Annotated in this window: 25 protein-coding genes and 1 tRNA gene; 15 read left to right on the top strand and 11 right to left on the bottom strand. The window is 70.6% G+C overall.

Annotated elements, in window-relative coordinates:
* Nucleotides 1-7 precede the first annotated feature (7 nt).
* The 7 genes from AC0666_RS04340 to AC0666_RS04310 all read left to right on the top strand — a co-directional run bounded on the left by AC0666_RS04340 (nt 8) and on the right by AC0666_RS04310 (nt 8,619).
* Complete coding sequence (locus AC0666_RS04340) at nt 8-1,168, top strand: acyl-CoA dehydrogenase family protein (RefSeq protein ID WP_468582870.1); 1,161 nt, start codon at nt 8-10, stop codon at nt 1,166-1,168.
* Between the two features lie 148 nt (nt 1,169-1,316).
* Entirely contained in the window at nt 1,317-2,357 is a 1,041-nt protein-coding gene (locus AC0666_RS04335) for an ABC transporter substrate-binding protein (protein WP_468968152.1), read from the top strand.
* A 3-nt stretch (nt 2,358-2,360) separates the two neighbouring features.
* Nucleotides 2,361-3,263: a siderophore-interacting protein gene (locus AC0666_RS04330; RefSeq protein WP_478707061.1), complete on the top strand. Its 903-nt coding sequence runs from the start codon at nt 2,361-2,363 to the stop codon at nt 3,261-3,263.
* 140 nt (nt 3,264-3,403) lie between these two features.
* Entirely contained in the window at nt 3,404-4,912 is a 1,509-nt protein-coding gene (locus AC0666_RS04325) for a pyridoxal phosphate-dependent decarboxylase family protein (RefSeq protein WP_468968157.1), read from the top strand.
* Between the two features lie 73 nt (nt 4,913-4,985).
* Entirely contained in the window at nt 4,986-6,257 is a 1,272-nt protein-coding gene (locus tag AC0666_RS04320; RefSeq protein ID WP_468968539.1) for a lysine N(6)-hydroxylase/L-ornithine N(5)-oxygenase family protein, read from the top strand.
* The gene (locus AC0666_RS04315) at nt 6,254-6,841 is read left to right on the top strand and encodes a GNAT family N-acetyltransferase (protein ID WP_468968160.1); all 588 of its coding nucleotides are present in this window, start codon (nt 6,254-6,256) and stop codon (nt 6,839-6,841) included. The genes AC0666_RS04320 and AC0666_RS04315 overlap by 4 nt, the downstream gene beginning before the upstream one ends.
* On the top strand, nt 6,838-8,619 hold the full coding sequence (locus tag AC0666_RS04310; protein WP_468968163.1) for an IucA/IucC family protein: 1,782 nt from the start codon (nt 6,838-6,840) through the stop codon (nt 8,617-8,619). The genes AC0666_RS04315 and AC0666_RS04310 overlap by 4 nt, the downstream gene beginning before the upstream one ends.
* Nucleotides 8,620-8,623: 4 nt before the next feature.
* Here the strand turns inward: AC0666_RS04310 and AC0666_RS04305 are convergent, their stop codons facing one another.
* Nucleotides 8,624-10,207 (bottom strand): beta-N-acetylhexosaminidase, encoded by a 1,584-nt coding sequence (locus AC0666_RS04305; protein ID WP_468968166.1) that lies wholly within the window; start codon nt 10,205-10,207, stop codon nt 8,624-8,626.
* Nucleotides 10,208-10,258: 51 nt separating this feature from the next.
* Here AC0666_RS04305 and AC0666_RS04300 point away from each other — a divergent pair, with 51 nt between their 5' ends.
* The 3 genes from AC0666_RS04300 (at nt 10,259) to glmS (ending at nt 13,418) form a co-directional block, all read left to right on the top strand.
* The gene (locus AC0666_RS04300) at nt 10,259-11,155 is read left to right on the top strand and encodes a DUF4429 domain-containing protein (protein ID WP_468968169.1); all 897 of its coding nucleotides are present in this window, start codon (nt 10,259-10,261) and stop codon (nt 11,153-11,155) included.
* Nucleotides 11,156-11,274: 119 nt separating this feature from the next.
* Nucleotides 11,275-11,550, top strand: coding sequence for a hypothetical protein (locus tag AC0666_RS04295; protein WP_356846763.1), 276 nt, complete (start codon nt 11,275-11,277; stop codon nt 11,548-11,550).
* A gap of 50 nt (nt 11,551-11,600) precedes the next feature.
* Nucleotides 11,601-13,418 (top strand): glutamine--fructose-6-phosphate transaminase (isomerizing), encoded by a 1,818-nt coding sequence (glmS, locus tag AC0666_RS04290; RefSeq protein ID WP_468968173.1) that lies wholly within the window; start codon nt 11,601-11,603, stop codon nt 13,416-13,418.
* A 126-nt stretch (nt 13,419-13,544) separates the two neighbouring features.
* On the opposite strand, the gene AC0666_RS04285 is transcribed toward glmS, so the two are convergent.
* Both AC0666_RS04285 and AC0666_RS04280 read right to left on the bottom strand, forming a co-directional pair.
* On the bottom strand, nt 13,545-14,111 hold the full coding sequence (locus tag AC0666_RS04285) for a GPR1/FUN34/YaaH family transporter (RefSeq protein WP_468582855.1): 567 nt from the start codon (nt 14,109-14,111) through the stop codon (nt 13,545-13,547).
* Nucleotides 14,112-14,210: 99 nt separating this feature from the next.
* Nucleotides 14,211-14,741 (bottom strand): universal stress protein, encoded by a 531-nt coding sequence (locus AC0666_RS04280; protein ID WP_356846768.1) that lies wholly within the window; start codon nt 14,739-14,741, stop codon nt 14,211-14,213.
* Between the two features lie 445 nt (nt 14,742-15,186).
* Here AC0666_RS04280 and AC0666_RS04275 point away from each other — a divergent pair, with 445 nt between their 5' ends.
* From AC0666_RS04275 to AC0666_RS04260, 4 genes are all read left to right on the top strand, one after another.
* Nucleotides 15,187-15,519 (top strand): hypothetical protein, encoded by a 333-nt coding sequence (locus AC0666_RS04275; RefSeq protein ID WP_468968178.1) that lies wholly within the window; start codon nt 15,187-15,189, stop codon nt 15,517-15,519.
* A gap of 374 nt (nt 15,520-15,893) precedes the next feature.
* Nucleotides 15,894-17,066: a helix-turn-helix domain-containing protein gene (locus AC0666_RS04270; protein ID WP_468968180.1), complete on the top strand. Its 1,173-nt coding sequence runs from the start codon at nt 15,894-15,896 to the stop codon at nt 17,064-17,066.
* Nucleotides 17,067-17,134: 68 nt separating this feature from the next.
* Nucleotides 17,135-17,737, top strand: a complete 603-nt coding sequence (gene orn / locus AC0666_RS04265; RefSeq protein ID WP_468968183.1) for an oligoribonuclease — start codon at nt 17,135-17,137, stop codon at nt 17,735-17,737.
* 107 nt (nt 17,738-17,844) lie between these two features.
* Nucleotides 17,845-17,917, top strand: a tRNA-His gene (locus AC0666_RS04260).
* Nucleotides 17,918-18,014: 97 nt separating this feature from the next.
* Here the strand turns inward: AC0666_RS04260 and AC0666_RS04255 are convergent.
* The 4 genes from AC0666_RS04255 to AC0666_RS04240 form a co-directional block, all read right to left on the bottom strand.
* Nucleotides 18,015-19,844, bottom strand: coding sequence for a transglycosylase family protein (locus tag AC0666_RS04255; RefSeq protein ID WP_478707060.1), 1,830 nt, complete (start codon nt 19,842-19,844; stop codon nt 18,015-18,017).
* 108 nt (nt 19,845-19,952) lie between these two features.
* The gene (locus tag AC0666_RS04250) at nt 19,953-21,977 is read right to left on the bottom strand and encodes a CHAP domain-containing protein (protein WP_478707059.1); all 2,025 of its coding nucleotides are present in this window, start codon (nt 21,975-21,977) and stop codon (nt 19,953-19,955) included.
* Between the two features lie 137 nt (nt 21,978-22,114).
* On the bottom strand, nt 22,115-22,384 hold the full coding sequence (locus AC0666_RS04245; protein WP_478707058.1) for a hypothetical protein: 270 nt from the start codon (nt 22,382-22,384) through the stop codon (nt 22,115-22,117).
* Between the two features lie 6 nt (nt 22,385-22,390).
* Entirely contained in the window at nt 22,391-22,585 is a 195-nt protein-coding gene (locus AC0666_RS04240) for a hypothetical protein (RefSeq protein ID WP_478707057.1), read from the bottom strand.
* 271 nt (nt 22,586-22,856) lie between these two features.
* Here AC0666_RS04240 and AC0666_RS04235 point away from each other — a divergent pair, with 271 nt between their 5' ends.
* Nucleotides 22,857-23,843 carry a helix-turn-helix transcriptional regulator gene (locus tag AC0666_RS04235; RefSeq protein ID WP_361723054.1) on the top strand — a complete coding sequence of 329 codons (987 nt, stop codon included), beginning with the start codon at nt 22,857-22,859 and terminating at the stop codon, nt 23,841-23,843.
* A 143-nt stretch (nt 23,844-23,986) separates the two neighbouring features.
* Here AC0666_RS04235 and AC0666_RS04230 read toward each other — a convergent pair whose 3' ends face one another.
* The 4 genes from AC0666_RS04230 to AC0666_RS04215 all read right to left on the bottom strand — a co-directional run bounded on the left by AC0666_RS04230 (nt 23,987) and on the right by AC0666_RS04215 (nt 25,913).
* Nucleotides 23,987-24,283: a hypothetical protein gene (locus AC0666_RS04230; RefSeq protein ID WP_478707056.1), complete on the bottom strand. Its 297-nt coding sequence runs from the start codon at nt 24,281-24,283 to the stop codon at nt 23,987-23,989.
* An 82-nt stretch (nt 24,284-24,365) separates the two neighbouring features.
* Nucleotides 24,366-25,034, bottom strand: a complete 669-nt coding sequence (locus AC0666_RS04225) for an NADPH-dependent F420 reductase (protein ID WP_468968198.1) — start codon at nt 25,032-25,034, stop codon at nt 24,366-24,368.
* A gap of 61 nt (nt 25,035-25,095) precedes the next feature.
* Nucleotides 25,096-25,737 carry a disulfide bond formation protein B gene (locus AC0666_RS04220; protein WP_468968200.1) on the bottom strand — a complete coding sequence of 214 codons (642 nt, stop codon included), beginning with the start codon at nt 25,735-25,737 and terminating at the stop codon, nt 25,096-25,098.
* An 11-nt stretch (nt 25,738-25,748) separates the two neighbouring features.
* A complete protein-coding gene (locus AC0666_RS04215; protein WP_468582846.1) occupies nt 25,749-25,913 on the bottom strand; it encodes a DUF5993 family protein in 165 nt (54 codons plus the stop codon).
* Nucleotides 25,914-25,934: the final 21 nt, after the last annotated feature.

Raw genomic sequence — 25,934 nt, 5'->3', positions numbered from 1 at the left:
GAACACCATGGCCCTCGACCACCGGCTCACCCCCGAGCACGAGGAACTCCGCCGCACCGTCGAGGAGTTCGCGCACGACGTCATCGCTCCCAAGATCGGCGACCTGTACGAGCGGCACGAGTTCCCGTACGAGATCGTCCGCGAGATGGGCCGGATGGGCCTGTTCGGGCTGCCCTTCCCCGAGGAGTACGGCGGCATGGGCGGGGACTACCTCGCCCTCGGCATCGCCCTGGAGGAGCTGGCCCGCGTCGACTCCTCGGTCGCCATCACCCTGGAGGCCGGCGTCTCCCTGGGCGCCATGCCCATCTACCTCTTCGGCTCCGAGGAGCAGAAGCAGGAGTGGCTGCCGAAGATGTGCTCGGGCGAGGTGCTGGGCGCCTTCGGCCTGACCGAGCCGGGCGCGGGCAGCGACGCGGGAGGCACCCGCACCACCGCCGTGCGCGAGGGCGACGAGTGGGTGATCAACGGCTCCAAGTGCTTCATCACCAACTCCGGTACCGACATCACGGGTCTGGTCACCGTCACGGCGGTGACCGGCCGCAAGCCCGACGGCCGTCCGGAGATCTCCTCGATCATCGTCCCGTCCGGCACCCCCGGGTTCACGGTGGCCGCCCCGTACTCCAAGGTCGGCTGGAACTCCTCGGACACCCGCGAGCTGGCCTTCGACAACGTCCGGGTGCCGCTCGCCAACCTGGTGGGCGAGGAGGGCCGCGGCTACGCCCAGTTCCTGCGGATCCTCGACGAGGGCCGCATCGCCATCTCGGCGCTCGCCACGGGTCTCGCGCAGGGCTGTGTGGACGAGTCGGTGAAGTACGCCAAGGAGCGGCACGCCTTCGGCAAGGCGATCGGCGACAACCAGGCCATCCAGTTCAAGCTGGCGGACATGGAGATGCGCGCCCACATGGCCCGCATCGGCTGGCGCGACGCCGCCTCCCGGCTCGTGGCGGGGGAGCCGTTCAAGAAGGAGGCCGCCATCGCGAAGCTGTACTCCTCGACCGTGGCGGTGGACAACGCGCGCGACGCCACGCAGATCCACGGCGGCTACGGGTTCATGAACGAGTACCCCGTGGCCCGGATGTGGCGCGACTCCAAGATCCTGGAGATCGGCGAGGGCACGAGCGAGGTGCAGCGCATGCTCATCGCGCGCGAGCTGGGCTTCGCCGGCTAGCCGCGTCCCCGCACCACCGGAGGGGACCCTGACGCGTTGTGAGTTAGGGTCCCCTTATCGCCTTCAGGGAAGGTTAGGCTAACCTTCCTCGCGAACGGCCCCCGGCGCACGCCCGTGGCCGCCGGCTCGCACGAAAGCGGACTTCGACATGCCCACGTCCCGTATCTCACCCCTCTCCCGCCGCGGACTCCTCGCAGCCGGCGGCGCCCTCGGCCTCGTCGCGGCGCTGGCCGCGTGCGGCGGCTCCGACTCCGCGAAGGACGGGCCGGGCGACACCGACAAGGGCACCGCCGCCTCGGGCGCCTGGACCTTCAAGGACGACCTCGGCAAGGAGATCAGCCTCAAGGCCAAGCCGAAGAACGTCGTGGCCTTCACCGGCACCGCCGCCGCGCTGTACGACTACGGAATCCCCGTCAAGGGCGTGTTCGGCCCGACGAAGACCGCCGACGGCAAGCCCGACGTCCAGGCCGGCTCGCTGGACGTCTCGAAGGTCGAGATCCTCGGCAACGCCTACGACGAGTTCAACGTCGAGAAGTACGCGGCCCTGCAACCCGAACTGCTGGTCACCAACACCTGGGACGGCACCTACTGGTACGTCCCGCAGGCATCACGGGAAAAGATCCTCAAGCTGGCTCCGGCCGCCGCGATCTCGGTGGGCGGCGACGCCTCCCTCGACAAGGCCCTGGAGCGCACGGCCGACCTGGCCAAGTCCCTCGGCGCCGACCTGAACAGCAAGAAGACGGCCGACGCGAAGGCCCGCTTCGAGGCCGCCGCCGGCAAGGTGCGCGAGGCCACCAAGGCCAACCCGGGCGTGAAGGTGCTCGTCGGCTCCGGCTCCGCCGACCTGTTCTACGTCTCCACCCCGAAGACCTCCGCCGACCTCAAGTACTTCGAGCAGCTCGGCGTCCAGTTCGTCATCCCGGAGAAGCTGGACCAGGGCGGTTTCTACGAGAGCCTGAGCTGGGAGAACGCCGGCAAGTACCCGGCCGACCTCATCCTGCTCGACAACCGCACCGGCACCCTCCAGCCGCAGGACCTCAAGGCCAAGCCCACCTGGAACGAACTGCCCGCGGTCAAGGCCGGCCAGGTCGCCCCGCGCGTGACCGAGCCGATCTACTCGTACGACAAGTGCGCCCAGATCCTGGAGGACCTCGCGAAGTCCATCCAGAACGCCAAGAAGGCCGGCTGACCCGTGACCGTGGCCGACTTCCGCTTCTTCACCCTCGAAGTGGTCCGCACCCTCCGGGTCGGACACTCCTTCCTGCGGGTCACGTTCGGCGGCGAGTCCCTCGCGGGCTTCCGCTCGGGCGGCTACGACCAGAGCCTGTCGCTGTTCCTGCCGCCCCCGCACCGGGAACACACCCGGCTCCCGTCCACCGACGAGGACACCTGGTTCGCGGCCTGGCGGGCGATGCCCGACGAGGAACGCCCGGTGATGCGCTCGTACACCGTCCGCGAGCAGCGGGGTACGGGGACGGACACCGTCGAGCTCGACATCGACTTCGTCCGGCACGGAACCGGGACGTCCGCCGCCGGCGCGGCGGGCTCCCCCGCCTCTTCCTGGGCCGGGCGCGCCCTCCCCGGCCACCGGATCCAGGCGATCGGTCCGGCCGTCGCGCAGAACAAGTCCGTACGCTTCCAGCCGCCTGCCGGGACCGACGCGCTGGTGATGTACGCCGACGAGACCGCCCTCCCGGCGGCCGCCGCGATCCTCGAACGCCTCCCGGAGGGCAGGCGGGTCACCGCCTGGTTCGAGGTACCGCACCCGGACGACCGGCTCGCCCTGCGGACCCCTGCCGACGCGGACATCACCTGGATCGTGCGGGAGGAGGGCGCGGGCCGTGAGCGTACCGAGCGACTGCTGGAGGTGGTCCGGGCGGCGGAACTGCCCGCCGCCGAAGCGCCCTACGCCTGGGTGGCGGGCGAGGCGGGGACGATCCGCGCCGTACGCCGCCACCTCGTGAAGGAACGTTCCCTCGACCGGCGCGCCGTGCGATTCACCGGCTACTGGCGGCTCGGCGCGAGCGAGGAGGAGCTCCTCGCGGAGGCCTACGCGGGGCGGGCGCCCAGCGAGGAGCCGACCGCCGAACTGTAGCAACGCTGCTCGTTTTCAGAAGAGTTCAGAAGGGCCCCGGCTTCCAGCCGGGGCCCTTCCTCTGGTTGGCCAAGAAGTTAGGTTAGGCTAACCTAAATAACAACTTCCCCAACCACCCGCCCCCTGCCGGAGGAACGTTGATGCGCTCGCATCTGCTGAATGAGTCGACCGCGGACCTCTACCGGCGCTCCGTCACCGAAGGCGTCGAGCGCGTCGCCGCCAAACTCGCCTCCACCCGGCGGCCCCACACCGGCCGCTCCGTCGACGCACTCGCCCCGGTCATCGACGGGATCGACCTGGACCGGCCGCTCGCCGACCCGGCCGCCGTCCTCGACGAGCTGGAAGAGGTCTACCTGCGCGACGCGGTGTACTTCCACCACCCCCGCTACCTCGGCCACCTCAACTGCCCGGTGGTCATCCCCGCCGTGCTGGGCGAGGCCGTCCTCTCGGCCGTCAACTCCTCGCTGGACACCTGGGACCAGTCCATCGGCGGCACGCTCATCGAGCGCCGCCTGATCGACTGGACCGCCGAGCGCATCGGCCTCGGTCCCGCCGCGGACGGCGTCTTCACCTCGGGCGGCAGCCAGTCCAACCTCCACGCGCTGCTCCTGGCCCGCGACGAGGCCTGCCGGTCCGTCGTGCAGAACAGCCCGCGGGCCCTGCTCAAGTCCGAAGTCCTCCCGAAGCTGCGCATCTTCACCTCCGAGGCCGGCCACTTCAGCGTGCAGAAGTCGGCCGCCCTGCTCGGCCTCGGCCACGAGGCGGTCATCGCCGTTCCGGTGGACCGCAACCGCCGCATGGACACCGCGGTCCTGGCCCTGGAACTGGAGAGCTGCGCCCGCGAGGGCCTCGTCCCGATGGCCGTCGTGGCCACCGCCGGTACCACCGACTTCGGGTCCATAGACCCGCTTCCCGAGATCGCCCGCCTGGCCGCCGAACACTCCGCCTGGATGCACGTGGACGCCGCGTACGGCTGCGGACTGCTGGTCTCCCCCACCCGCCGGCACCTCCTCGACGGCATCGAGCGCGCCGACTCGGTGACCGTGGACTACCACAAGTCCTTCTTCCAGCCGGTCAGCTCCAGCGCCGTACTGGTCCGCGACCGCGACACGCTGAAGCACGCCACGTACCACGCGGACTACCTCAACCCTCGCCGGATGGCCGAGGAGAGGATTCCCAACCAGGTCGACAAGTCCCTCCAGACCACCCGCCGCTTCGACGCGCTCAAGCTGTGGATGACCCTGCGCGTGATGGGCGCCGACGGCATCGGATCCCTCTTCGACGAGGTCGTCGACCTGGCCGCGGCGGGCTGGGAGGTCATCGCCGCCGACCCGCGCTTCGAGGTGGTCGTCAGACCGCAGCTGTCCACCCTGGTCTTCCGCTACTCCCCCGGCCACCTCCGGGAGGGACCCCCGGCCGCGGGAGACGTCCGGGCGGACCTGGTCGACGAGGCGAACCTGCACGCCCGCAAGGCCCTGTTCGCCTCGGGCGAGGCCGTCGTCGCGGGCACCCGGGTGGACGGGCGCCAGTACCTGAAGTTCACCCTGCTCAACCCGCAGACCACGACGGCCGACATCGCGGCAGTCCTCGACCTCCTCGCGTCCCACGCCGAGCAGTACCTGGGAGAATCCCTTGCAGTCATCTCGTGAGCCCCGTGCTCTCCGTGAGCCTCGTGGCCCTCGCACGCGTGAGCCCCGTGAGCCCCACCGGCCCCACGACTTCATCGGTATCGGCCTCGGCCCCTTCAATCTGGGGCTCGCCTGCCTGACCGCGCCGATCGGCGAACTCGACGGCCTCTTCATCGAGACGAAGCCGCACTTCGAGTGGCACGCCGGGATGTTCCTGGACGGCGCCCACCTCCAGACGCCGTTCATGTCGGACCTGGTCACGCTGGCCGACCCGACCTCGTCCTTCTCCTTCCTCAACTACCTGAAGGACCGGGACCGGCTGTACCCCTTCTACATCCGGGAGAACTTCTACCCGCTGCGCACCGAGTACGACGACTACTGCCGGTGGGCCGCCGACCGCCTCGACAACGTCCTGTACTCCACCTCCGTCACCGAGGTCACCTACGACGAGCGGGCCGGCCTGTACGAGGTCCACACCGACCGCGGCGGGACGCACCTCGCCCGCCACCTGGTCCTGGGCACCGGCACCCCGCCCTTCGTTCCCGAGGCCTGCGCCGGCCTGCCCGGCGACTTCACGCACACCAGCGGCTACATGCACCACAAGGCGGAGCTGCAGAAGAAGAAGTCGATCACGCTGGTCGGTTCGGGCCAGAGCGCCGCCGAGATCTACTACGACCTGCTCGGTGAGATCGACGTCCACGGCTACCGGCTCAACTGGATCACCCGATCCCCCCGCTTCTTCCCGCTCGAATACACCAAGCTGACGCTGGAGATGACCTCACCGGAGTACGTGGACTACTTCCACGCGCTGCCCGAGCACACCCGCCACCGCCTGGAGACGCAGCAGAAGAGCCTCTTCAAGGGCATTGACGGCGAGCTGATCAACGCCATCTTCGACCTGCTCTACCAGAAGAAGGTCTCCTTGCCGGGCCCCGTCCCGACCACCCTGCTGACCAACACCTCGCTCAACTCGGCGGCGTACGACACCACGGCCGGCGCCTACACCCTGGGGCTGCGCCAGGAGGAGCAGGAGCGCGACTTCTCCCTCACGACCGAGGGCCTGGTCCTCGCGACGGGCTACGCGTACACCCTCCCGGACTTCCTCGCCCCGGTCCGCGACCGCCTCCGTTTCGACGGCCGCGGCCGTCCCGACGCGGCCCGCAACTACAGCATCGACGTGACCGGCCGCGGGGTCTTCCTGCAGAACGGCACGGTCCACAACCACTCCGTCACCTCGCCCGACCTGGGCATGGCCGCGTACCGCAACGCGTACATCATCGGCGAGCTCCTCGGCCGGGAGTACTACAAGGTCGAGAAGTCCATCGCGTTCCAGCAGTTCGGGGCCCCGGAAGGGATCAGCGCATGAGCACCACCGACATCCTCTTCAGCCGGACGGACCCGGCCCTGGGGACCTTCTCCCTCCGCTCCCTGGACCCCCTCGCCGACGCGGAGCTGCTCCACGGCTGGGTCACCCACCCCAAGGCCGCGTTCTGGCTGATGCAGGGCGCCACGCTCCCGGACGTCGAGCGCGCGTACATGAAGATCGCCGCGTCCGAGCACCACGACGCCTTCATCGGCCTCCACGAGGGGGAACCGGCCTTCCTGATGGAGCGCTACGACCCGGGCCGGCTGGAACTGGTCGGCCTGTACGACGCCCGGCCCGGCGACGTCGGCATGCACTTCCTGGTCGCGCCGAGCGACCGGCCCCTCGGCGGCTTCACCCGCGCGGTGATCACGACGGTGATGGCCGCCCTGTTCGCGGACGCGGCCACGCAGCGCGTCGTGGTCGAACCGGACGTCGGCAACACGGCGGTCCATGCGCTCAACGAGGCGGTGGGCTTCGTGGCGGACGGCCCGATCCGCAAGCCGGAGAAGGAGGCCCTGCTGAGCTTCTGCACCCGCGCCGGCTTCGAGGCCGCCACCGGCATCACGACGGGAGCCCCGGCATGAGCCTCGCCGACGCCGTCTCCCATCTCTCCCCCGAGCCGTGGGCCCGGGCCAACCGCGCCCTGGTCCGCAAGGCCGTGGCGGAGTTCTCCCACGAGCGCCTGCTGACCCCGGAACCGCTGGGCGAGGACCGCTGGGTGGTCCGGAGCGACGACGCCTCGGTGGAGTACCGCTTCTCCGCGCGCCTCCACGCCCTGGAGCACTGGTCGGTGGACGCGTCCTCGATCACCCGGCACCGGGACGGCACCGAGCTCCCGCTGGACGCCCTGGACTTCGTCATCGAGCTGCGCGAGACGCTGGGGCTGAGCCCCGAGGTCCTGCCGGTGTACCTGGAGGAGATCTCCTCCACCCTGGCGGGCGCGGGCTTCACGTACACGAAGCCGCAGGTGTCGGCGGCCGTCCTCGCGAAGTCCTCGTTCCAGGACATCGAGACGGGTATGACGCAGGGCCACCCCTGCTTCGTCGCCAACAACGGCCGCCTCGGCTTCGGCCTGCACGAGTACCTCTCGTACGCCCCCGAGGCGGCGAGCCCGGTCCACCTGGTGTGGGTGGCGGCCCGCAAGGACGTGTCCACCTTCACGGCGGGCTCGGGCCTGGACCACGACGCCTTCATGCGGGCGGAGCTGGGCGAGGAGACCCTCGCGGCCTTCGAGGCCCGCATGTCCGGCCTCGGCCTGGACCTGGCGGACTACCACCTCCTGCCGGTGCACCCCTGGCAGTGGTGGAACAAGACCACGGTCACCTTCGCCTCCGAGATCGCGAACCGCCGCCTGGTCCTGCTCGGCGAGGGCGCGGACTCCCACCTCGCCCAGCAGTCCATCCGCACCTTCTTCAACACCAGCGCCCCCGCGAAGCACTACGTCAAGACGGCGATCTCGGTGCTGAACATGGGCTTCATGCGGGGGCTCTCGGCCGCCTACATGGAGGCCACCCCGGCGATCAACGACTGGCTCCACCAGCTCGTCGGGTCCGACCCCGTCCTGCGGTCGGTCGACTTCTCGATCATCCGCGAGCGCGCGGCGATCGGCTATCACCACCGCCAGTACGAGCGTGCCACCGACCGGCACTCCCCGTACCGCAAGATGCTGGCGGCCCTGTGGCGCGAATCCCCTGTGGCCTCCCTGCGCCCCGGCGAACGCCTGGCCACCATGGCCTCCCTCCTCCACGTCGACGCGGAGGGCCGGTCCTTCGTCGGCGCGCTGATCGAGGAGTCGGGCCTGCCCCCGCGGGAGTGGCTGCGCGCGTACCTGCGCGCCTACCTGGTCCCGCTCCTGCACTGCTTCTACCGGTACGACCTCGCGTACATGCCGCACGGCGAGAACACGATCCTGGTCATCGAGAACGGGGTCGTGAAGCGGGCGGTCTTCAAGGACATCGCCGAGGAGATCGTGGTCATGGACCCGGACGCGGTCCTGCCGCCCGCGGTGGAACGCATCCGGGCGGACGTCCCGGAGGAGATGAAGCTGCTGTCGATCTTCACGGACGTCTTCGACTGCTTCTTCCGCTTCCTCGGCCCGATCCTCGCCGCGGAGGGTCTGTGCGAGGAGTCGGTGTTCTGGCAGGCGGTGGCGGACTGCGCCCACGCCTACCAGGAGTCGGTGCCCGAGCTGGCGGACCGCTTCGCCCGGTACGACCTCTTCGCCGAGGAGTTCCGGCTGTCCTGCCTCAACCGCCTCCAGCTGCGCAACAACCGGCAGATGGTCGACCTCACCGACCCCTCGGCGGCCCTCCAACTGGTGGGCACCCTCAAAAACCCCGTCGCGCCCTTCGCCCGGCGGTGACGGCTCACCCCCAGGGCACGTCCGGGGAGCGGTAGTACGTGGTGTCCTGGGCGTCCAGGCGGGGGGCCTGGACGGCCAGGCGCTGGCGGTAGGAGGGCCAGTCCACGGGGCCCGGGGACCAGCCGAGTTCGGCCAGGCCGAGGATCCGCGGGAAGGCCATGAACTCCAGGTCCGGGCGGGTCGCGATGGTCTCCGTCCACAGGGGTGCCTCCACCCCCAGGACCGCGGACTGCGGGACTCCGGACGCGGCCAGGTAGGTGCCGGGGTTCCAGTCGTAGGCGCGCTTGACCGGGACGTAGCCCGCCCAGGCCAGGCCCGGCTTGGTGGTGGTGTCGTACTTCATGTCCAGGTACAGCCGGTCCGCCGGGGAGAGGATCAGCGGGTGGCCCGTCTTCGCCGCGGCGGCCACCGCCGCCTTCTCCGCGGCCGGGGTCCGGTCGTGGCCCCAGTACTGGAGGACCGCGCCCTGCGCCGGGCGGGCCGCGGCCAGCTGGTGCCAGGCCACCACCGTCTTGCCGTGGCGGCCCACGACCTCCTGGGCGCGGTCCATGAATGCCGCGTAGTCCGCCGCCGGGGTGGAGTGCGCCTCGTCGCCGCCGATGTGGAGGTAGCGGCCCGGCGTCATCTCGGCGAGTTCGCCGAGCACCTCGTCGATGAACTCGTACGTCCGCTCCTTGCCGACGCACAGCGAGCTGAAGCCGACCTTGGTCCCGGTGTAGCGCTCGGGCGCCTTGCCGTCGCAGTTGAGTTCCGCGTAGGAGGCCAGGGCGGCGTTCACGTGCCCCGGCATGTCGATCTCCGGGACCACGTCCACGTAGCGCCGGCCGGCGTAGGCGACCAGGTCCCGGTACTGGTCCTTCGTCCAGTACCCGCCCGGGCCCCCGCCGACCTCGCTGCCACCCCCGTACTCCGCCAGCCGCGGCCAGCCGTCGACGGCGATCCGCCAGCCCTGGTCGTCGGTGAGGTGGAGGTGGAGCGTGTTGACCTTGTAGGCGGAGATCTGGTCGACGTACCGCTTCACCTGCTCCACCGTGAAGTAGTGGCGGGCGATGTCGAGCATGGCCCCGCGGTACGCGAAGCGGGGCGCGTCGGTGATCTCCCCGCCCGGCACCGTCCCCGGCCCGGTCACCGGGAGCAGCTGGCGCAGGCTCTGGCCGGCGTGGAAGAGGCCCGCCGGGGTCCGGGCGGTGAGGGTGACCCCGCGCGGGTCGGAGTGCAGCCGGTAGCCCTCCTCGCCGACCCCCTCGGCCCCCTCGTCGAGCAGCAGCCGCACCCCGTCGCCCTCGGAGCCGCCGACCACCGGGAGCGGCAGCCCGCTGGAGGCCCGGAGCTGTTCCGCGAGGAGCTCGCCGACTCCCCGCACCTCCTCGTCGCCGCCCGGGCCGGTACGGATGACCGTGCCCGCCCCGAAGAGGTAGCCGGCGCCCTCGGCGCGGGCGGAGGCGGGCGCCGGCAGGAGCCGTTCGTAGGGGGCGAGGACGGCGGGGCGCACGGTCCCGGGTCTGGCGTCGTCGCCGGGGGCGGGGGCGCAGGAGACGGCCGCGCCGAGGAAGAGGAGGGTTCCGAGCGTGCGTCGCAGGACTCTCATGGCCCAGGTATAGGCCAACTGGCCTTCCAGGAGCGGTGCGAGAATCGCTGGATGGCGGAAATCATCCAGAAGGACGGCACATGGACCTTCGAGGGCGACGTGGTGCGGATCGTGCCCGGCCGCGACAAGGGGGTGGGGCTGTTGCGCCAGACCCTGGGCGAGGTGGTCGTACCGCTGCGGGCGCTCGCCGGGGTCTCCTACGAACCGGGCCGCAAGGCGGGCCGGCTGAGACTGCGGCTGCGTGACGGTGCGGACCCCCTGCTCCAGGTGACGGGCGGGCGGCTGCCGGAGGCCTCCGACCCGTACCGGCTGACCGTGGAGGCGGACCGGAGCGGGGTGGCGGAGTACTTCGTGGACGAGGTGCGGAACGCCCTGCTGCTGGAGCAGGTGGCCCCCGGCCCGGTCGACGCGTACCTGCTGCCCGGCCCGGCCGTGCCGATCACGGTCGGCGCGGGGGACGGGACGGTGGCCTTCGACGGCGACCGGGTGGTCCTGGACTGGAACTGGACGACGGAGGAGGCCAAGAGCTCGGGGGGCCCGCGCGAGTTCCGGGTCGCGGACGTGGAGGCGGTCGAATGGTCCCCGTCGAAGGGGCTGGAGAACGGCTGGATCCGCTTCACCCTGGCGGGTGCCCCGCCGGCTCCGGCGCCGAAGTACGACCCGCACACGGTGGAGCTGTTCGGTTTCAAGAAGGACCCGCTGATGGCGCTGGTCGCGGCGGCCGTGGCGGTGCGGATGCCGCATCCGGCCACCCCGCCCGAGCCCGCGCCGGTCATGGCGGTGGCGCCGGTGGCGGAGCTTGCGGCCGCGCCTCCCGGGCCGGCGGCCGCCGAGGACCACGACGCGCTGCTGCGTCGGCTGCGGGAGCTCGGCGAGCTGCACCAGACGGGCATCCTCACGGCTGACGAGTTCACCGCGGCCAAGCAGGCCGTTTTGCGCCGCTTCTGACCGCTTTTGCACCCTTTTCCAACCGGATGAAAGGATTCCCCTGGTCCAGACCAGAGCGATCCTGCCCGGAATCGGGCAGGATCTTTGCTTTCCCAGGGGAGTCCGGTCAGTATCTACGGGTGCTCGATCGCCGCCCGTCCCATGACGACCTCGTCGACCACCTGGTGCGCAGCACCTCGCTGCAGCGCGGCGAGGCCGCCCGGGTGGTGCTCGACGTACTCGCGTACTTCGACGAGACGACCGAGGAATTCGTCCGCCGCCGGCACCGGGAGCTCCAGTCCGGCGGCGCGGTCAACGCGGAGATCTTCGAGCGCATCGCGGCCGAGCTGCCGCACCGTGCCGTGGCACCGCCACAGCTGTCTCTGCGGCAGCTGCGCCGCATCGTCTACGGCTGAGCACCGGCGCGACCGGCACGGCAACCGAACCTCAGGAGGGGCAACACTTTATGTGCGGAATCGTGGGATACATCGGCAAGCGTGACGTGGCACCGCTGCTGCTGGAGGGCCTGCAGCGGCTGGAGTACCGCGGATACGACTCCGCGGGCATCGTCGTCAACAGCCCGAAGTCCGCGGCGCTGAAGGTCGTCAAGGCCAAGGGCCGCGTCCGCGACCTGGAATCCCGCGTGCCCAAGCGCTTCGCCGGCACCACCGGCATCGCCCACACCCGCTGGGCCACCCACGGCGCCCCGAGCGACATCAACTCCCACCCGCACCTCGACGCCGACAACAAGGTCGCGGTCGTCCACAACGGCATCGTCGACAACGCCGCCGAGCTCCGCACCAAGCTGGAGGCGGAGGGTGTGGTCTTCCTCTCGGAGACCGACACCGAGGTCATCGTCCACCTGATCGCGCGCTCCGTGGCCGACACGCTGGAGGAGAAGGTCCGCGAGGCCGTCAAGGCGATCGAGGGCACCTACGGCATCGCCGTCATGCACGCGGACTTCCCCGACCGCATCGTCGTCGCCCGCAACGGCTCCCCCGTCGTGCTCGGCATCGGCGAGAAGGAGATGTTCGTCGCCTCGGACGTCGCCGCGCTCGTCGCCCACACCCGCCAGGTCGTCACCCTCGACGACGGCGAGATGGCCACCCTGAAGGCCGACGACTTCCGCACCTACACCACCAGCGGTGCCACCACCACCGCCACCCCGGAGACCGTGGAGTGGGAGGCCGCCTCCTACGACATGGGCGGCCACGACACTTACATGCACAAGGAGATCTCCGAGCAGCCCGACGCGGTCGACCGCGTGCTGCGCGGCCGGATCGACGACCGCTTCAACACCGTCCACCTGGGCGGCCTGAACCTGGACCCCCGCGAGGCGCGCGGCATCCGCCGCGTCAAGATCCTCGGCTGCGGCACCTCGTACCACGCGGGCCTGATCGGCGCCGGCCTCATCGAGAGCATGGCCCGCATCCCCGCGGACGCCGAGCCGGCCTCCGAGTTCCGCTACCGGAACCCGGTCGTGGACCCCGACACCCTCTACATCGCGGTCTCCCAGTCCGGTGAGACCTACGACGTGCTGGCCGCCGTGCAGGAGCTCAAGCGCAAGGGCGCCCGCGTCCTCGGCGTGGTCAACGTGGTCGGCTCCGCGATCGCCCGGGAGGCGGACGGCGGCGTGTACGTGCACGCCGGCCCCGAGGTCTGCGTCGTCTCCACCAAGTGCTTCACCAACACGGTCGTGGCCTTCGCGCTGCTCGCCGTGCACCTCGGCCGCATCCGCGACCTGTCGGTGACCGACGGAAAGCGGATCATCGAGGGCCTGCGCAGGCTGCCCGCCCAGATCGAGGAGATCCTCAAGGGCGAGGAGGACATCAAGCAGCTGGCGGCCGAGTACGCCGAGGCCAAGTCGATGATGTTCATCGGCCGGGTCCGCGGCTACCCGGTGGCCCTGGAGGCCTCGCTGAAGCTGAAGGAGATCTCCTACATCCACGCCGAGGCCTACCCGGCCTCCGAGCTCAAGCACGGCCCGCTGGCGCTCATCGAGCCGGCGATGCCCACGGTCGCGATCGTCCCGGACGACGACCTGCTGGAGAAGAACCGCGCGGCGCTGGAGGAGATCAAGGCCCGCAGCGGCCGGATCCTGGCGGTCGCCCACCGCGAGCAGGAGAAGGCGGACCACACCATCCTCGTGCCCAAGAACGAGGACGAGCTGGACCCGATCCTGATGGGCATCCCGCTCCAGCTGCTGGCGTACCACACGGCCCTGGCCCTGGGCCGGGACATCGACAAGCCGCGCAACCTGGCGAAGTCCGTCACCGTCGAGTAGTCGGCAGGCCGGTCGCCGACCAGGCATGAGCGGACCCCCGGGCGCCCTGCGCCCGGGGGTCCTGCCGTACTGCGGTATTGCCGTACCGCAGTACTGCCGTACCGCGGTGCCGTACCGCGGGTGCGCTCAGCTCGCGGCGACCGCGCCCCTGCGGGACCTGCCGAGCGCCATCGGCCAGTGCGCGAGGGCCGCGGTGGCCCCGTACCAGGCCAGCAGGCCGGACACGGCGGCGACCCAGCCGCCGGCCTTGGCCAGTACGCCGCTGTCGGCGAACGAGGCGATGGCCAGCAGGAGGAGGGACAGGGTCAGCAGGGCGTACATGCCCTGGCCGAAGACACCGCTCGCGGCGGCGAGGGTGAGGGTCAGCGCGAGCATCGCGAAGAGCACCAGGAACGTTCCGGCGGCCTCGTCGGAGACCGACGCGCCCGCGCCCTTGGCCCACGTGAACCAGAAGATGCCGAGGCCCGCGAACGCGGTGCCGTTGAACCCGTTGCCGCCGCGGTACTCCAGGAGGCCGAGGAGGAAGAGGGCTGCGCCGCCGACGTACATCGCGAGCGACACGGAGCCGGCAGCGGACACGCCGTCGATGATGCCGGTGTGGCCGATACCGAATGCGAGAAGGGTGAGACCCAGGGCTATGTGCCCGAGGGTCGAAGTAGAGGCTGTGCTTCCCGCAGAGACACCATTGTCCACGGCGGGCTCCCTTCGATCTGCAGTTGTTTGCTGCGTCCCAGCAGCACTTATCTACCCTTTACATGGGGGTTCACAACCGCACAACCGGCATACAGCGGGTTACGGAATGACAACAACGGGTCGCTGGGCCCGCTTGGCCAGCCGCCCCGCCACCGAGCCGAAGATCCGGCCGACGATCCCGTGCGTGGAGCCGACCACGATGGCGTCCGCCGAGTACTCCCGGCCGACCTCCTCCAGCTCGTGGCAGATGTCCCCGCCCCGCTCGACCAGGATCCAGGGCACCTCGGCGAGGTAGTCGGCGCAGGCGAGTTCCAGCCCCAGCACCTCGGTGCGGTGGTCCGGCACGTCCACGAAGACGGGCGGCTCGCAGCCCGCCCACACGGTGGTGGGCAGCCGGTTCGCCACGTGCACGATGATCAGGCCCGATCCGGACCGGCGGGCCATCCCGATCGCGTACGCGAGGGCGCGCTCACTGGACGTGGAGCCGTCGAAGCCCACCACGACCCCGTGCCGGAAGGCCGGGTCGCAGGCGTGGCGCGTCTGTTCCACCGCGCGCAGGTCGCTCGACGCGTGGTCGGCGAGGGGTTTGCGCTTGCGGTCCGCTGGTTCGGGGAATTCGTGACCGGCCATGGATGTCTCGGCGAAGAGGTCCTCGGGCGAAGGGACAAGGCGAGGGGGCGGCGATGGGCGAAAACGACGACTCAGGGTGACGGAGCTCTGTCCGGGAAGCATCTTCCCAAGCCCGTTACCCCCAGGGTACGGCGACACTCCTGTCCTGCACAGGGCTTGCCGCCCTTGGAGAGCGTCCCAGGGAGCATGCCGGAGCGAGGGCTCCTTGGCAATGGCCGCTGCTCCCTACAGCCAGTGACGAGCCGCCCGGTTCGCCACCCGTGAGCGCAGTGACCGAGGCCCTGCGCACGCCGTTGGACAGGCGTCCGACCGTCCAGGAAGAGCCCGCAGGGAGCACGCCGTGCCCGGCCATCCGGTTCACCCCGTCCAGCCCGCCCAGTCCGCTCGGTCCGTCCACCGCGTCGACACGACACCGCATTTCACGCCCTCCCCCCTTCACCCGTCCGTGCCATCCGCCCGGCGCCCGCATGACGACCCCGCGGGTGACGTGGTGCGCTGGGCGGCCTTCAGCTGCCTGCTGGTCCCGGTGGTGCTCGTCATCTACGGGACCTCCTTCGGCGGGGCCGTCGTCGCGACCCTCGGGCTGGCCGCCGTCACCGCGGTGTGCCGGGCGTTGCTGCGCCGCTCCGAGAAGGCCGAGCGGGCCGCCGCCATGGTCCTGGCCGGGGGCCGGCCGGGGGCCCGCCGGCGCCGCCGCCGTTCGCGCGGCGGGAGCGCATCCGGGGGCGGCGGACACCGGGGCCGCTCCGGTCCCGGCGGCATCTCCCCTCAGGACTGACTTATTCGCACACCCACACCCGCACGTTTTCAGCCAACTTCCCGGCAGGGTGCCGGTCTTGCCGGAATGTCCCCCCAACCCCCCCACCACCAGCGACGACGAAGCCAGGGGGGCGCCACGACCCTATGGGTACTGGCCACGGCCGGAGCGCGAGCTTCCCACTTCGGTAGCGGAGTGGAACGCTTCCTGATCGAATGCTTTTCGCCAAGTTGCCAAGTCGACATAGCGCTGCGTGCTGAACTTGTCACGCCGACACCACGGGACGCAGTAGATTCGATCATGTATTTACGGCGGGGGATCCACGTGCAAGGCCGAGGGGAAACGTGCAGGTGCGACCAGACCAAGGAGTCGCGACACCCAAGGGGGGCTTAGCCATGAGCCAGGATTCCACCGCCGTCGTCACGGACGCCGGCCGGAAGCTCGCGGGGCGTCGCCGCAGGGAGATCGTCGCGGTGCTGCTGTTCAGCGGCGGCCCGATCTTCGAGAGCTCCATTCCACTCTCCGTGTTCGGCATCGACCGGCAGGACGCGGGAGTTCCACGCTATCGACTGCTCGTGTGCGCCGGGGAGGACGGTCCGCTGCGGACCACCGGCGGGCTTGAGCTGACCGCGCCGTACGGGTTGGAGGCGATCGCCCGGGCAGGCACGGTCGTCGTGCCCGCATGGCGCTCCATCACATCGCCGCCGCCTCCGGAGGCCCTCGACGCCCTGCGTCAGGCCCACGAGGAGGGCGCCCGGATCGTCGGGCTGTGCACGGGGGCCTTCGTGCTCGCCGCCGCCGGCCTGCTGGACGGCCGGCCCGCGACGACGCACTGGATGTACGCGCCGACGCTGGCCAAGCGGTATCCGTCCGTCCATGTCGATCCGCGCGAGCTGTTCGTCGACGACGGTGACGTCCTCACCTCGGCGGGAACCGCGGCCGGAATCGACCTGTGCCTGCACATCGTGCGCACGGACCACGGCAGCGAGGCGGCCGGCGCGCTGGCCCGCAGGCTGGTGGTCCCGCCGCGCCGCACGGGCGGGCAGGAGCGCTACCTCGACCGGTCGCTGCCGGAGGAGATCGGCGCCGACCCGCTGGCCGAGGTCGTCGCCTGGGCGCTGGAGCACCTCCACGAGCAGTTCGACGTGGAGACCCTCGCCGCCCGCGCCTACATGAGCCGGCGCACCTTCGACCGGCGCTTCCGCTCGCTGACCGGCAGCGCGCCGCTCCAGTGGCTGATCACCCAGCGGGTGCTCCAGGCACAGCGGCTGCTGGAAACCTCCGACTACTCGGTCGACGAGGTCGCCGGGCGCTGCGGGTTCCGCTCGCCGGTGGCCCTGCGCGGGCACTTCCGACGGCAGCTGGGGTCCTCCCCGGCCGCGTACCGCTCCGCCTACCGGGCCCGTCGGCCGCAGTCCGAGGTGGCGCAGGTGGCGGAGGTCTCCGGCGGGCCGGTGCCGCACCAGCGCACTCCGCAGCCCCAGCGGGCGGCGGCGGCGCTCGCCGCGGCCGGACCGACGGTGACGGAGCTGTACGCCCCGGGCCGCGTCCTGCGCGAGCACGCGTAGCCGTAACCGGCAAGGTCCGCCTCCTCGGTCGTCACCGAGGGGGCGGACCTTCCGCATAAGGTGGACGCATGAACGATCGCATGGTGTGGATCGACTGCGAGATGACCGGGCTCTCGTTGACGGACGACGCACTTATCGAGGTGGCCGCGCTGGTCACCGACTCGGAGCTCAACGTGCTCGGCGAAGGCGTGGACCTGGTGATCCGCCCGCCGGAAGCGGCCCTGGAGACCATGCCCGACGTGGTGCGCGAGATGCACACGGCCTCCGGCCTGCTCGACGAGCTGGCCGACGGGATCACCCTGGCGGATGCCGAGGCGCAGGTCCTGGCGTACGTACGGGAACACGTGAAGGAGCCGCGCAAGGCTCCGCTGTGCGGGAACTCGGTCGGCACCGACCGCGGCTTCCTGCTGCGCGACATGCCCGCCCTGGAGAGCCACCTGCACTACCGGATCGTGGACGTGTCCTCGGTCAAGGAGCTGGCCCGCCGCTGGTACCCGAGGGCCTACTTCAACAGCCCGCCGAAGAACGGCAACCACCGGGCGCTCGCGGACATCAAGGAGTCCATCGCCGAGCTGCGCTACTACCGGGAGGCGGTCTTCGTGCCCCAGCCCGGACCCGACTCGGACACGGCCCGGGCGATCGCGGCCAAGTACACCCTGCCCGCCGAGTAGGACCCGGCCGGGCCCCTCCGGAGACGGGGCGGCGGAAAGGGAGGAGCGAGCACCCTCTCGGACCCTGTACCCTTTTCTTCGGCCGGTCGGTTTCCCGACCGGACATGGTGGGTGTAGCTCAGTTGGTAGAGCACCTGGTTGTGGTCCAGGTGGCCGCGGGTTCGAGTCCCGTCACTCACCCTGAAAGAGGGCCCCGGTCCGCGTGAGCGGACCGGGGCCCTCTGCTTTCCGACACCCGAGGCAGTAACGCCTGGGGTGCGACCGTGCCCCTTACGGGTCAGGCGAGGTCGCTGCGGAACCAGTTCCAGGAGCCGGTGCTCTCCCATTTCTTCAGCGGGGCCGCAAAGCCGCTGCCGTTGCTGGTGAAGGACCACAGGCCGGTGCGGCTGGTGCCGTCGCCCTGCTGTCCGTAGTTGTAGAGCACACCGACGTCGGTCCTGCCGTCCCCGTCGAAGTCGCCGGCGGTGACCTTGCTCGCGTCGGCGTTCCAGCTGTTGCTGCCGGAGTCCCACTTCTTGACGGGGCCGCTGAAGCCGGCGCCGGTGCTGGTCATCGTCCACAGGGCGGTGTGGTTGGTGCCACCCGCGTCCTGCCCGTTGTCGTACAGCACGCCGACGTCGGCCTTGCCGTCACCGTTGAAGTCGCCGGCGACGGGCTTGGAGCGGTCCCAGTTCCAGGAGCCGGTGGACCGGTCGTCGTTGTCCCACTTCTTGACCGGGCCGTTGAAGCCGGCACCGGTGCTGGTGAAGGTCCACAGCGCGGTGATGTTCGTGCCGTCGGCCTGCCGGCCGTTGTTGTAGAGCACGCCGACGTCGGCCTTGCCGTCACCGGTGAAGTCCCCGGCCACCACCTTGGAGCGGTCCCAGTTCCAGGAGCCGGTGGTCCGGTCGTCGTTGTCCCACTTCTTGACCGGCGCGTTGAAACCGGAGCCCGTGCTGGTGAAGGTCCACAGCGCGGTGATGTTCGTGCCGTCGGCCTGCCGGCCGTTGTTGTAGAGCACGCCCACGTCGGTCTTGCCGTCGCCGTCGAAGTCACCCGAGGTCAGCTTGGAACGGTTCCAGTTCCAGGAGCCTGTGCTCTCCCACTTCCGGACCGGGTTCGCGAAGCCGCTGCCGGTGCTGGTGAACGTCCACAGCGCGGTGTGGTTGGTGCCGTCCGCGTCCTGGCCGTTGTTGTACAGCACGCCGATGTCCGACTTGCCGTCCCCGTTGAAGTCACCCGTCGTCACCTTCGAGCGGTCCCAGTTCCACGAACCGACCCCGGCGCTCACGTTGTCCCACACCTTCACCGGCGCATTGAAGCCGGCCCCGGTGCTGGTGAAGGTCCACAGCGCCGAGTGGAAGACCCCGCCGTCCTCCTGGCCGTAGTCGTACAGCACACCGACGTCGGCCTTGCCGTCGCCGTTGAAGTCGCCCGAGGCCTGGGTGGCCGTGGACCGGTTGGCGGTGAAGAAGGAGACCCCGGCCGAAGCGGGCCCGGTCTGGCCGGCGTCGTTCACGGCCTTCACGGTGAGCGTGTGCGGGCCGTCGGCCAGACCCGCGGTGTCGAGGGTGACCGTGTACGAGGGGCCGGCGCCGGTGTCCGTGCCCACCGCCGTGCCGTCCACGTAGAACGTGGCGCCGGTCGGCGTGCCGACCGCGTCCGTCACCGAGGCGGTGAGCGCGACCGGGCCGGTCAGAACGGTGCCCGCGCCCGGGCCAGTGACCTTGGAGACCGGCGGGACCGGGTCGGGGTACGGGTCGGCGTGGTCCGCCCCGAGCCCGGAAGACGGCCCGCACAGCGGCCAGGCCCGCTCGCCCTGCCCCTTGAGCACCTTCTCGCCGATCAGGATCTGCTGCTGCTTCGTTGCGCGGTCCGCCCGCGAGGCGTAGGACAGTCCTCCGTACGCCTGCCAGGTGGACTGGGAGAACTGGAGGCCGCCGAAGTAGGTGCCGGTGGGGTCGATCGCCTGCCAGTTCCCGGTGGCCTCGCACTGGGCGACCTTGTCCCAGGTGGAGAGCGAGGCGGCCGTGGCGGGTGCGGCGGCCAGGAGGGCGCCGGCCATGCCGGCGACGGAGGCGAGGGAGACGGCCGCGGCGAGGCGGGTGCGCGGGGCGGGGCGGGACATCGGGATTCTGCTCCTGGAGCTGGAGGTGTGGCGGCGCGGGGCGGGAAACGGGGCCGGGGCGGCGGGGAGTGGGTCCCCGCCGCCCCGGTACGAGGGGCGGTCGACCTGTCAGGCGAGCTTGCTGGCGTCCCAGTTCCAGCTGCCGAAGGTGGTGGCGCTGTCCCAGCTCATCGCCGGGTTGTTGAAGCCGGCACCGGTGCTGGTGAACTTCCACAGGCCGGTCCGGTTGGTGCCGTCGTCCTGCTGGCCGTAGCCGTAGAGCACACCGACGTCGGTCTTGCCGTCGCCGTTGAAGTCACCCGAGGTGATCTTGCTGCTCTTGGAGTTCCAGCTGTCGCTGCCGGAGTCCCACTTCTTTGCCGGGCCGTTGAAGCCGGAGCCCGTGCTGGTGAAGGTCCACAGCGCGGACACGTTGCGGGAGTCCTCGGTCTGACCGTTGTCGTAGAGGACGCCGACGTCGGCCTTGCCGTCACCGTTGTAGTCGCCGACCGTGACCTTGGAGCGGTCCCAGTTCCACGAGCCGGTGGTGGTGTCGTCGTTGTCCCACTTCTTGACCGGGCCGTTGAAGCCGGCACCGGTGCTGGTGAAGGTCCACAGCGCGGTGATGTTCTTGCCGTCGCTCTGCTGGCCGTTGTCGTACAGCACGCCGACGTCGGCCTTGCCGTCACCGGTGAAGTCCCCGGCCACCACCTTGGAGCGGTCCCAGTTCCAGGAGCCGGTGGTCCGGTCGTCGTTGTCCCACTTCTTGACCGGCGCGTTGAAACCGGAGCCCGTGCTGGTGAAGGTCCACAGCGCGGTGATGTTCGTGCCGTCGGCCTGCTGGCCGTTGTTGTAGAGCACGCCCACGTCGGTCTTGCCGTCGCCGTCGAAGTCACCCGAGGTCAGCTTGGAACGGTTCCAGTTCCAGGAGCCGGTGCTCTCCCACTTCCGGACCGGGTTCGCGAAGCCGCTGCCGGTGCTGGTGAACGTCCACAGCGCGGTGTGGTTGGTGCCGTCCGCGTCCTGGCCGTTGTTGTACAGCACGCCGATGTCCGACTTGCCGTCCCCGTTGAAGTCACCCGTCGTCACCTTCGAGCGGTCCCAGTTCCACGAACCGACCCCGGCGCTCACGTTGTCCCACACCTTCACCGGCGCGTTGAAGCCCGTGCCGTTGCTGGTGTAGGTCCACAGGCCGGTGCGGAAGCCGCCGCCGTCCTCCTGGCCGTAGTCGTACAGCACGCCGACGTCGGCCTTGCCGTCACCGTTGAAGTCCGCCTGGAAGGTGGAGGTGGCCTCGCCGTTCGAGGTGATGACCTGGGTACGGGAGGTACCGGTGTTGCCGTTGGTGTCGGTCGCCTCGACGGACACGATGTGCTTGCCGTCCGGGACCCGGCTGCTGTCGAAGGCGTAGCCGTACGGAGCCTTCGTCAGCTTGGGGCCGACCGGCTTGCCGTCCACGTAGTACTGGACGGAGGCGACCGGGTACGTGCCGGCCGTGGTCGACGCGGACAGGTTCGCCACGCCGGAGGCGGTGGCGCCGAGCCCGCTCAGGCTGACCTTCGGCGGGGTGGCGGCCTGGAGCTTCGGCGAGATGTAGGCGCTGATGGTCTGGCCCCAGGGCGCCTGGCCCACCCGGTACGAGGTGGTCGAGTAGGTGCTGACGATGCCCTCGGGGTTGGTGCTGTGGCCCTGGTTGCCGCCGGTGACGGTCACCACGTCGCCGTTGACCGCGGTGACCATGGCGACGTGCTGGGCGTAGCCGTTGGAGTACCCGTAGACGACGGCGTCACCGACGTGCGGGGTGCTCGACTTGGTGCCGTACTTCACCCCGTACTCGTAGAAGCTGGCGGCGCCGTCCGTGAGGGTGCTCATGCCCGTGACGTTGTAGTGGGACCAGACCCAGCCCACGAAGTCGGCGCACCAGGCGTGCGACTGGCCGCCGTAGCCGTCGCAGCTGTTGTTCTGGTTGATGTTGTCGTCGTAACCGCCGTTGGCGCACGGCCCGTTGCCGTTCTGGCTCTTGGCCAGGGCGGCCATCTGGTCCAGCTCCGAAGCGGCGTGTGCGGGCGCCATGCCGAGACCGGAGATCGCGGCGGCGGCGACGAGGGCGGCGAGGCCGTTCTTCAGACGGAGCGGGTTGTTGGTGCTGGACATGGAGGTCTCCTGGAATCGGGCACAGCGGTGCCCTCGCAGTGGCGTGCGGTGGTGGGAGTGCGTGGTGCGTACTTCAGTGCTGCGTCGAGGCGTCGACGCGGGGCATGACCCGGCGGCGCGTGGCGCGCGCCGGAAGTTCAGGGGGCGGCGACGGTGAAACCGTGCGCGGCGATGGGGGTGTCGGCCCGGGTGAGCAGCGTGCGCATCTGCTCCATGGCCGACGCGTCGCAGTGGGCGCGGACGAAGAGGTAGAGGTCCAGACCGTGCTTGGTGGGGCGGGGCCTGATGTGCTCCAGGCCGTCGGCGAGCGTGGCGTGCGCCCAGAGCAGGTCGTGGATGAGGGGAGCGGCGCCCTGGGGGGCCGGTCCGGGAAGCGTGCGGTGCAACGAGGCCTGGATGACCCGCATCCGCGTTCAGTCCCAGCCGATGACGCGCTTGTCGGCGGCGGCCGAGTCCCAGCCGATGACGGGGGCGCCGGCGGCGACCGCGTGGTACGAGTCCCAGCCGATCACGCCGGAGCCGGCGGACGGAGCGACGACGGCGGCGGCGCCGACGGAGAGCAGAGCGGTGAGGCCGGCGGCAGCGACGAGGTGCGTGGTGCGAGACATGGTGTTCCCCCGAGCATGGAGTGGTGTGGTGCGGGTGGTGCGCGCTGCTCCGGCACGGCCTTTCGGCCCTGGCCTTGGGGGGGCTTTCCTGCCCCGCCGTCCCGGTGATCAATATCTTGCTGGCCGGTCCGGACCTCGGGAAGGTGCTCGGCCTGTCACCAGGCTGCATGGCAGCTTGGTGCCTGCGACCGGGTTGCCGCAGGGGGCCGTTTAAGATCATCTACGGGCGGTCTGACCAGCCCGTCTGTACCGAACAGCTGGGGGGCTGAGCATGCTGGAAGCACTGGGGCTCGATGGGGACGTGGAGTCCGTGTACCGGGGGATGCTGGCGGATCCGTCCGGCGGACTGGCCGAACTGGGCGCGCGTGTCGGCCTCCCGGAGGGCCGGGTAAGGGACGCGTTGGACCGGCTCGTCGACCTGGACCTCCTGACCCCCTCCCGGGAGAGCTCCGGCGGACTGCGCGCCGTCAGCCCCGAGGTCGGCCTGGAACTGATCCTGCGCCGTCAGGAGGAGGAGCTGGCGCGGCGCCAGCAGGAACTCGCCGCCGGCAAGGCGGCGGCGGCCCGGGCCATCGCCGAGTACGCCGGCCTGCGGCCGAACACGGAGACCGACGGCACGGAGCGGCTGGTGGGGATGGACGCCATCCAGTCGCGGCTGGAGCTCCTGACCCGTGACCTGGCCGCGGAATGCCTCGCGATCATCCCGGGCGGCGCGCAGTCCCAGGCCAGCCTGGACGCCTCGCGCCCGCTGGACGAGCAGGCCCTGGCCCGGGGCGTCGAGTTGCGGGCCGTCTACCAGGACAGCGTCCGCAACGACCCGGCCACCCTCGGCTATGCCCAGTGGACCACCGAACGCGGCGGCCAGGTGCGCACCAGCCCTGTGCTCCCGCCGCGGCTGCTGGTCTTCGACCGTACGACCGCCGTCGTCCCGATCGACCCGGCCAACTCCCGGCTCGGCGCGCTGTGCACCACGGCGCCGGGCATCGTCGCCTCGCTGATCACTCTCTTCGAGCAGACCTGGGAGACCGCCGTACCGCTCGGCGCGGACCTCAAGCAGCCGGCGGAGGACGGGATCAGCGCCGGCGAGCGGGAGCTGCTCAAGCTGCTGGCGTCCGGGCTGACGGACGAGGTGGCGGGCAAGCGCCTCGGCGTCTCGCTGCGCACCGTCCGCCGCCAGATGGCCGGGCTGATGGAACGCCTGCACGCCACCAGCCGCTTCGAGGCCGGCCTCAAGGCGGCCCAGCGCGGCTGGCTGTGACGGTATGACGTACCCCCCGCCGTGGCCCTACCGGGCGGCCTCCGCGGGGGTGTGCGCGGCGGCCGCCGCCTCCGCCGTGCCGGCGTGGGCGGCGACGCGGGCGACCGCGGTGACTCCGAGGCCTACGACGGCTGCTACGGCTGCTACGACGACTTGATCGCCGCCAGTCCCTTCGCCAGTTCCTCGGCGTTCATCACCGGACCGACCTCGACCTCGGCGTTGAACTGCTGCAGCAGTTCCCAGGTCAGCGACGGCACCTGTGAGCTGTCCTGCAGGTCGAAGACGATCCAGCAGGAGCGCACACCCTCGTGGAGTCCGAAGTAGGCCGCTTCCGGCTTGACCTTGTCCAGCAGCCTCTTCATCGCCTTGGGCAGGGCCCCGGTCGTGATGCCTTCGTTGCTGGCGGCCGTGTCCATGTGTGCCCTGAGCATGACCTTCATGCGCGGCTCCTTCCGTCACGCCCACCCTCGGGGCGGGACGGGGGCGCAGCAACATTTGCGCCCCCGTCCGGGCAGGGCGCTCCTAGCGCGTCGCGCCCTGGATGTGGAAGTTGAAGTCCGTGTGCCCGAGGGGGCCCATCAGGCGGAGCCAGATCGGCAGCAGCATCTCGGTGCCGCGGGCCGTCTCGATCCCGCCCAGGTCGAGGACGGCCGCCTCCGGCCAGCCGAAGGAGTGCAGCAGCTCCCGTACGTCCTTCTTGGCCTCGGCGTCCTCGCCCGACAGGAACACGTGGTGCTCGCCCGCCACCCGGGCCGGGTCGACCATGACCTGGCAGTTCATGGTGTTCAGCGTCTTGACCACCCGCAGGCCGGGGAAGGTGCGCTGGATCAGCTCACCCAGGCTGTCCTTGTCCACCGGGTCCAGGGTGGGAGGGAAGCCGTGCGAGAAGTCCAGCGGGTTCGCGATATCGATGAGGATCTTGCCGTCCAGGTGCGCGGCGTCCGCCTCCGTCAGGGCCGCGATGCTCACCTGCCCGGCCGTCGCGTTGACAAGCGTGTCGCCCCGCCGGGCGGCCTCCGGGAAGGCGGCGAGGCCGGCCTGCGGGTTGGCCCGCTGCCAGTCGGCGAAGTCGGCACGGGCGCGGGTGGCCCCGGGGTCCCGGGTGCCGATGACCACCTCGTGGCCCAGGGAGACGAGGCGGGCGGCCACCGTACGGCCGACGATGCCGGTGCCGAGGACTGCGTAGCGCATGACCATTCCATTCGGATCGAGGGGAAGGACCGACCACAACCAACCACCCCGTACGGTATGCCTAGTCGAGGATGCCGATGTCGTGGAAGAACTCGTAACGGCCGGGATCGTCCGGAAGGAACCAGTGCAGCCCTTCCTCCAGGAAGACGGCCACCAGGTTCACGGCGATCACCAGTCCCAGGAACCACAGGGCGAACAGGCCCACGGTCCGGTACCACCCCGGCCCCGTCGCCGGAATGGCCCGGTCCGCCGTCGTGTGGGCGAAGGCGAGCACCACGCCGATCGCCACCACCGACACCTGGAAGAGGATCCACGCCCACACGTACAGGTGGAGTCCGAGCACCTCGCTGCCGTACCCCTTGGCCCCGGGCAGGACGTGCAGCATGGTCTGCCGCCACGAGGCGAAGGAGCCCGCGATCAGCGCGACCAGGGCCAGGCCCCAGCCCGTCATGTAGTCGCGGCCCGTCACCGCCCCGTCGGAGAGCGCCGTCCGCACGATGTACGCGGCGCCCGTCGCCGCCAGCAGCATGAACATCCGCTGCACGAGGCAGAGCGGGCAGGGGTACTCCCACAGGCCGAACTGGTAGAAGAGCCCGCCGCAGACGACGCCCGTCCAGCCGATGGTGAAGAAGCAGGCGAACCAGAACTGGACCCGCCCCAGGAGGCCGCCCTCCAGCGGGGTCTCCGGAACGATGCTGTGCATCACGGCCATGGTCAGTAGCTCAGGGTCAGGGCGAGGCTGCCGGTGAGGTGGTGTGCCGTCAGCAGGAGCACGACGAAGAGCAGGATCCACCAGGCGGCGAGCACGACGGTCCGGGACGACTCCCGGTACAGGGCGATCAGTGTGGCGAGGAGCCCGCCGAAGATGAGGGTGTCCATGGCGCGGACCGTACCGACGCA

The sequence above is a fragment of the Streptomyces sp. NPDC043680 genome, from assembly GCF_056436685.1.
Note: the sequence above shows the minus strand (reverse complement) of the source record. Positions and strands in the feature narration are given on the sequence as shown.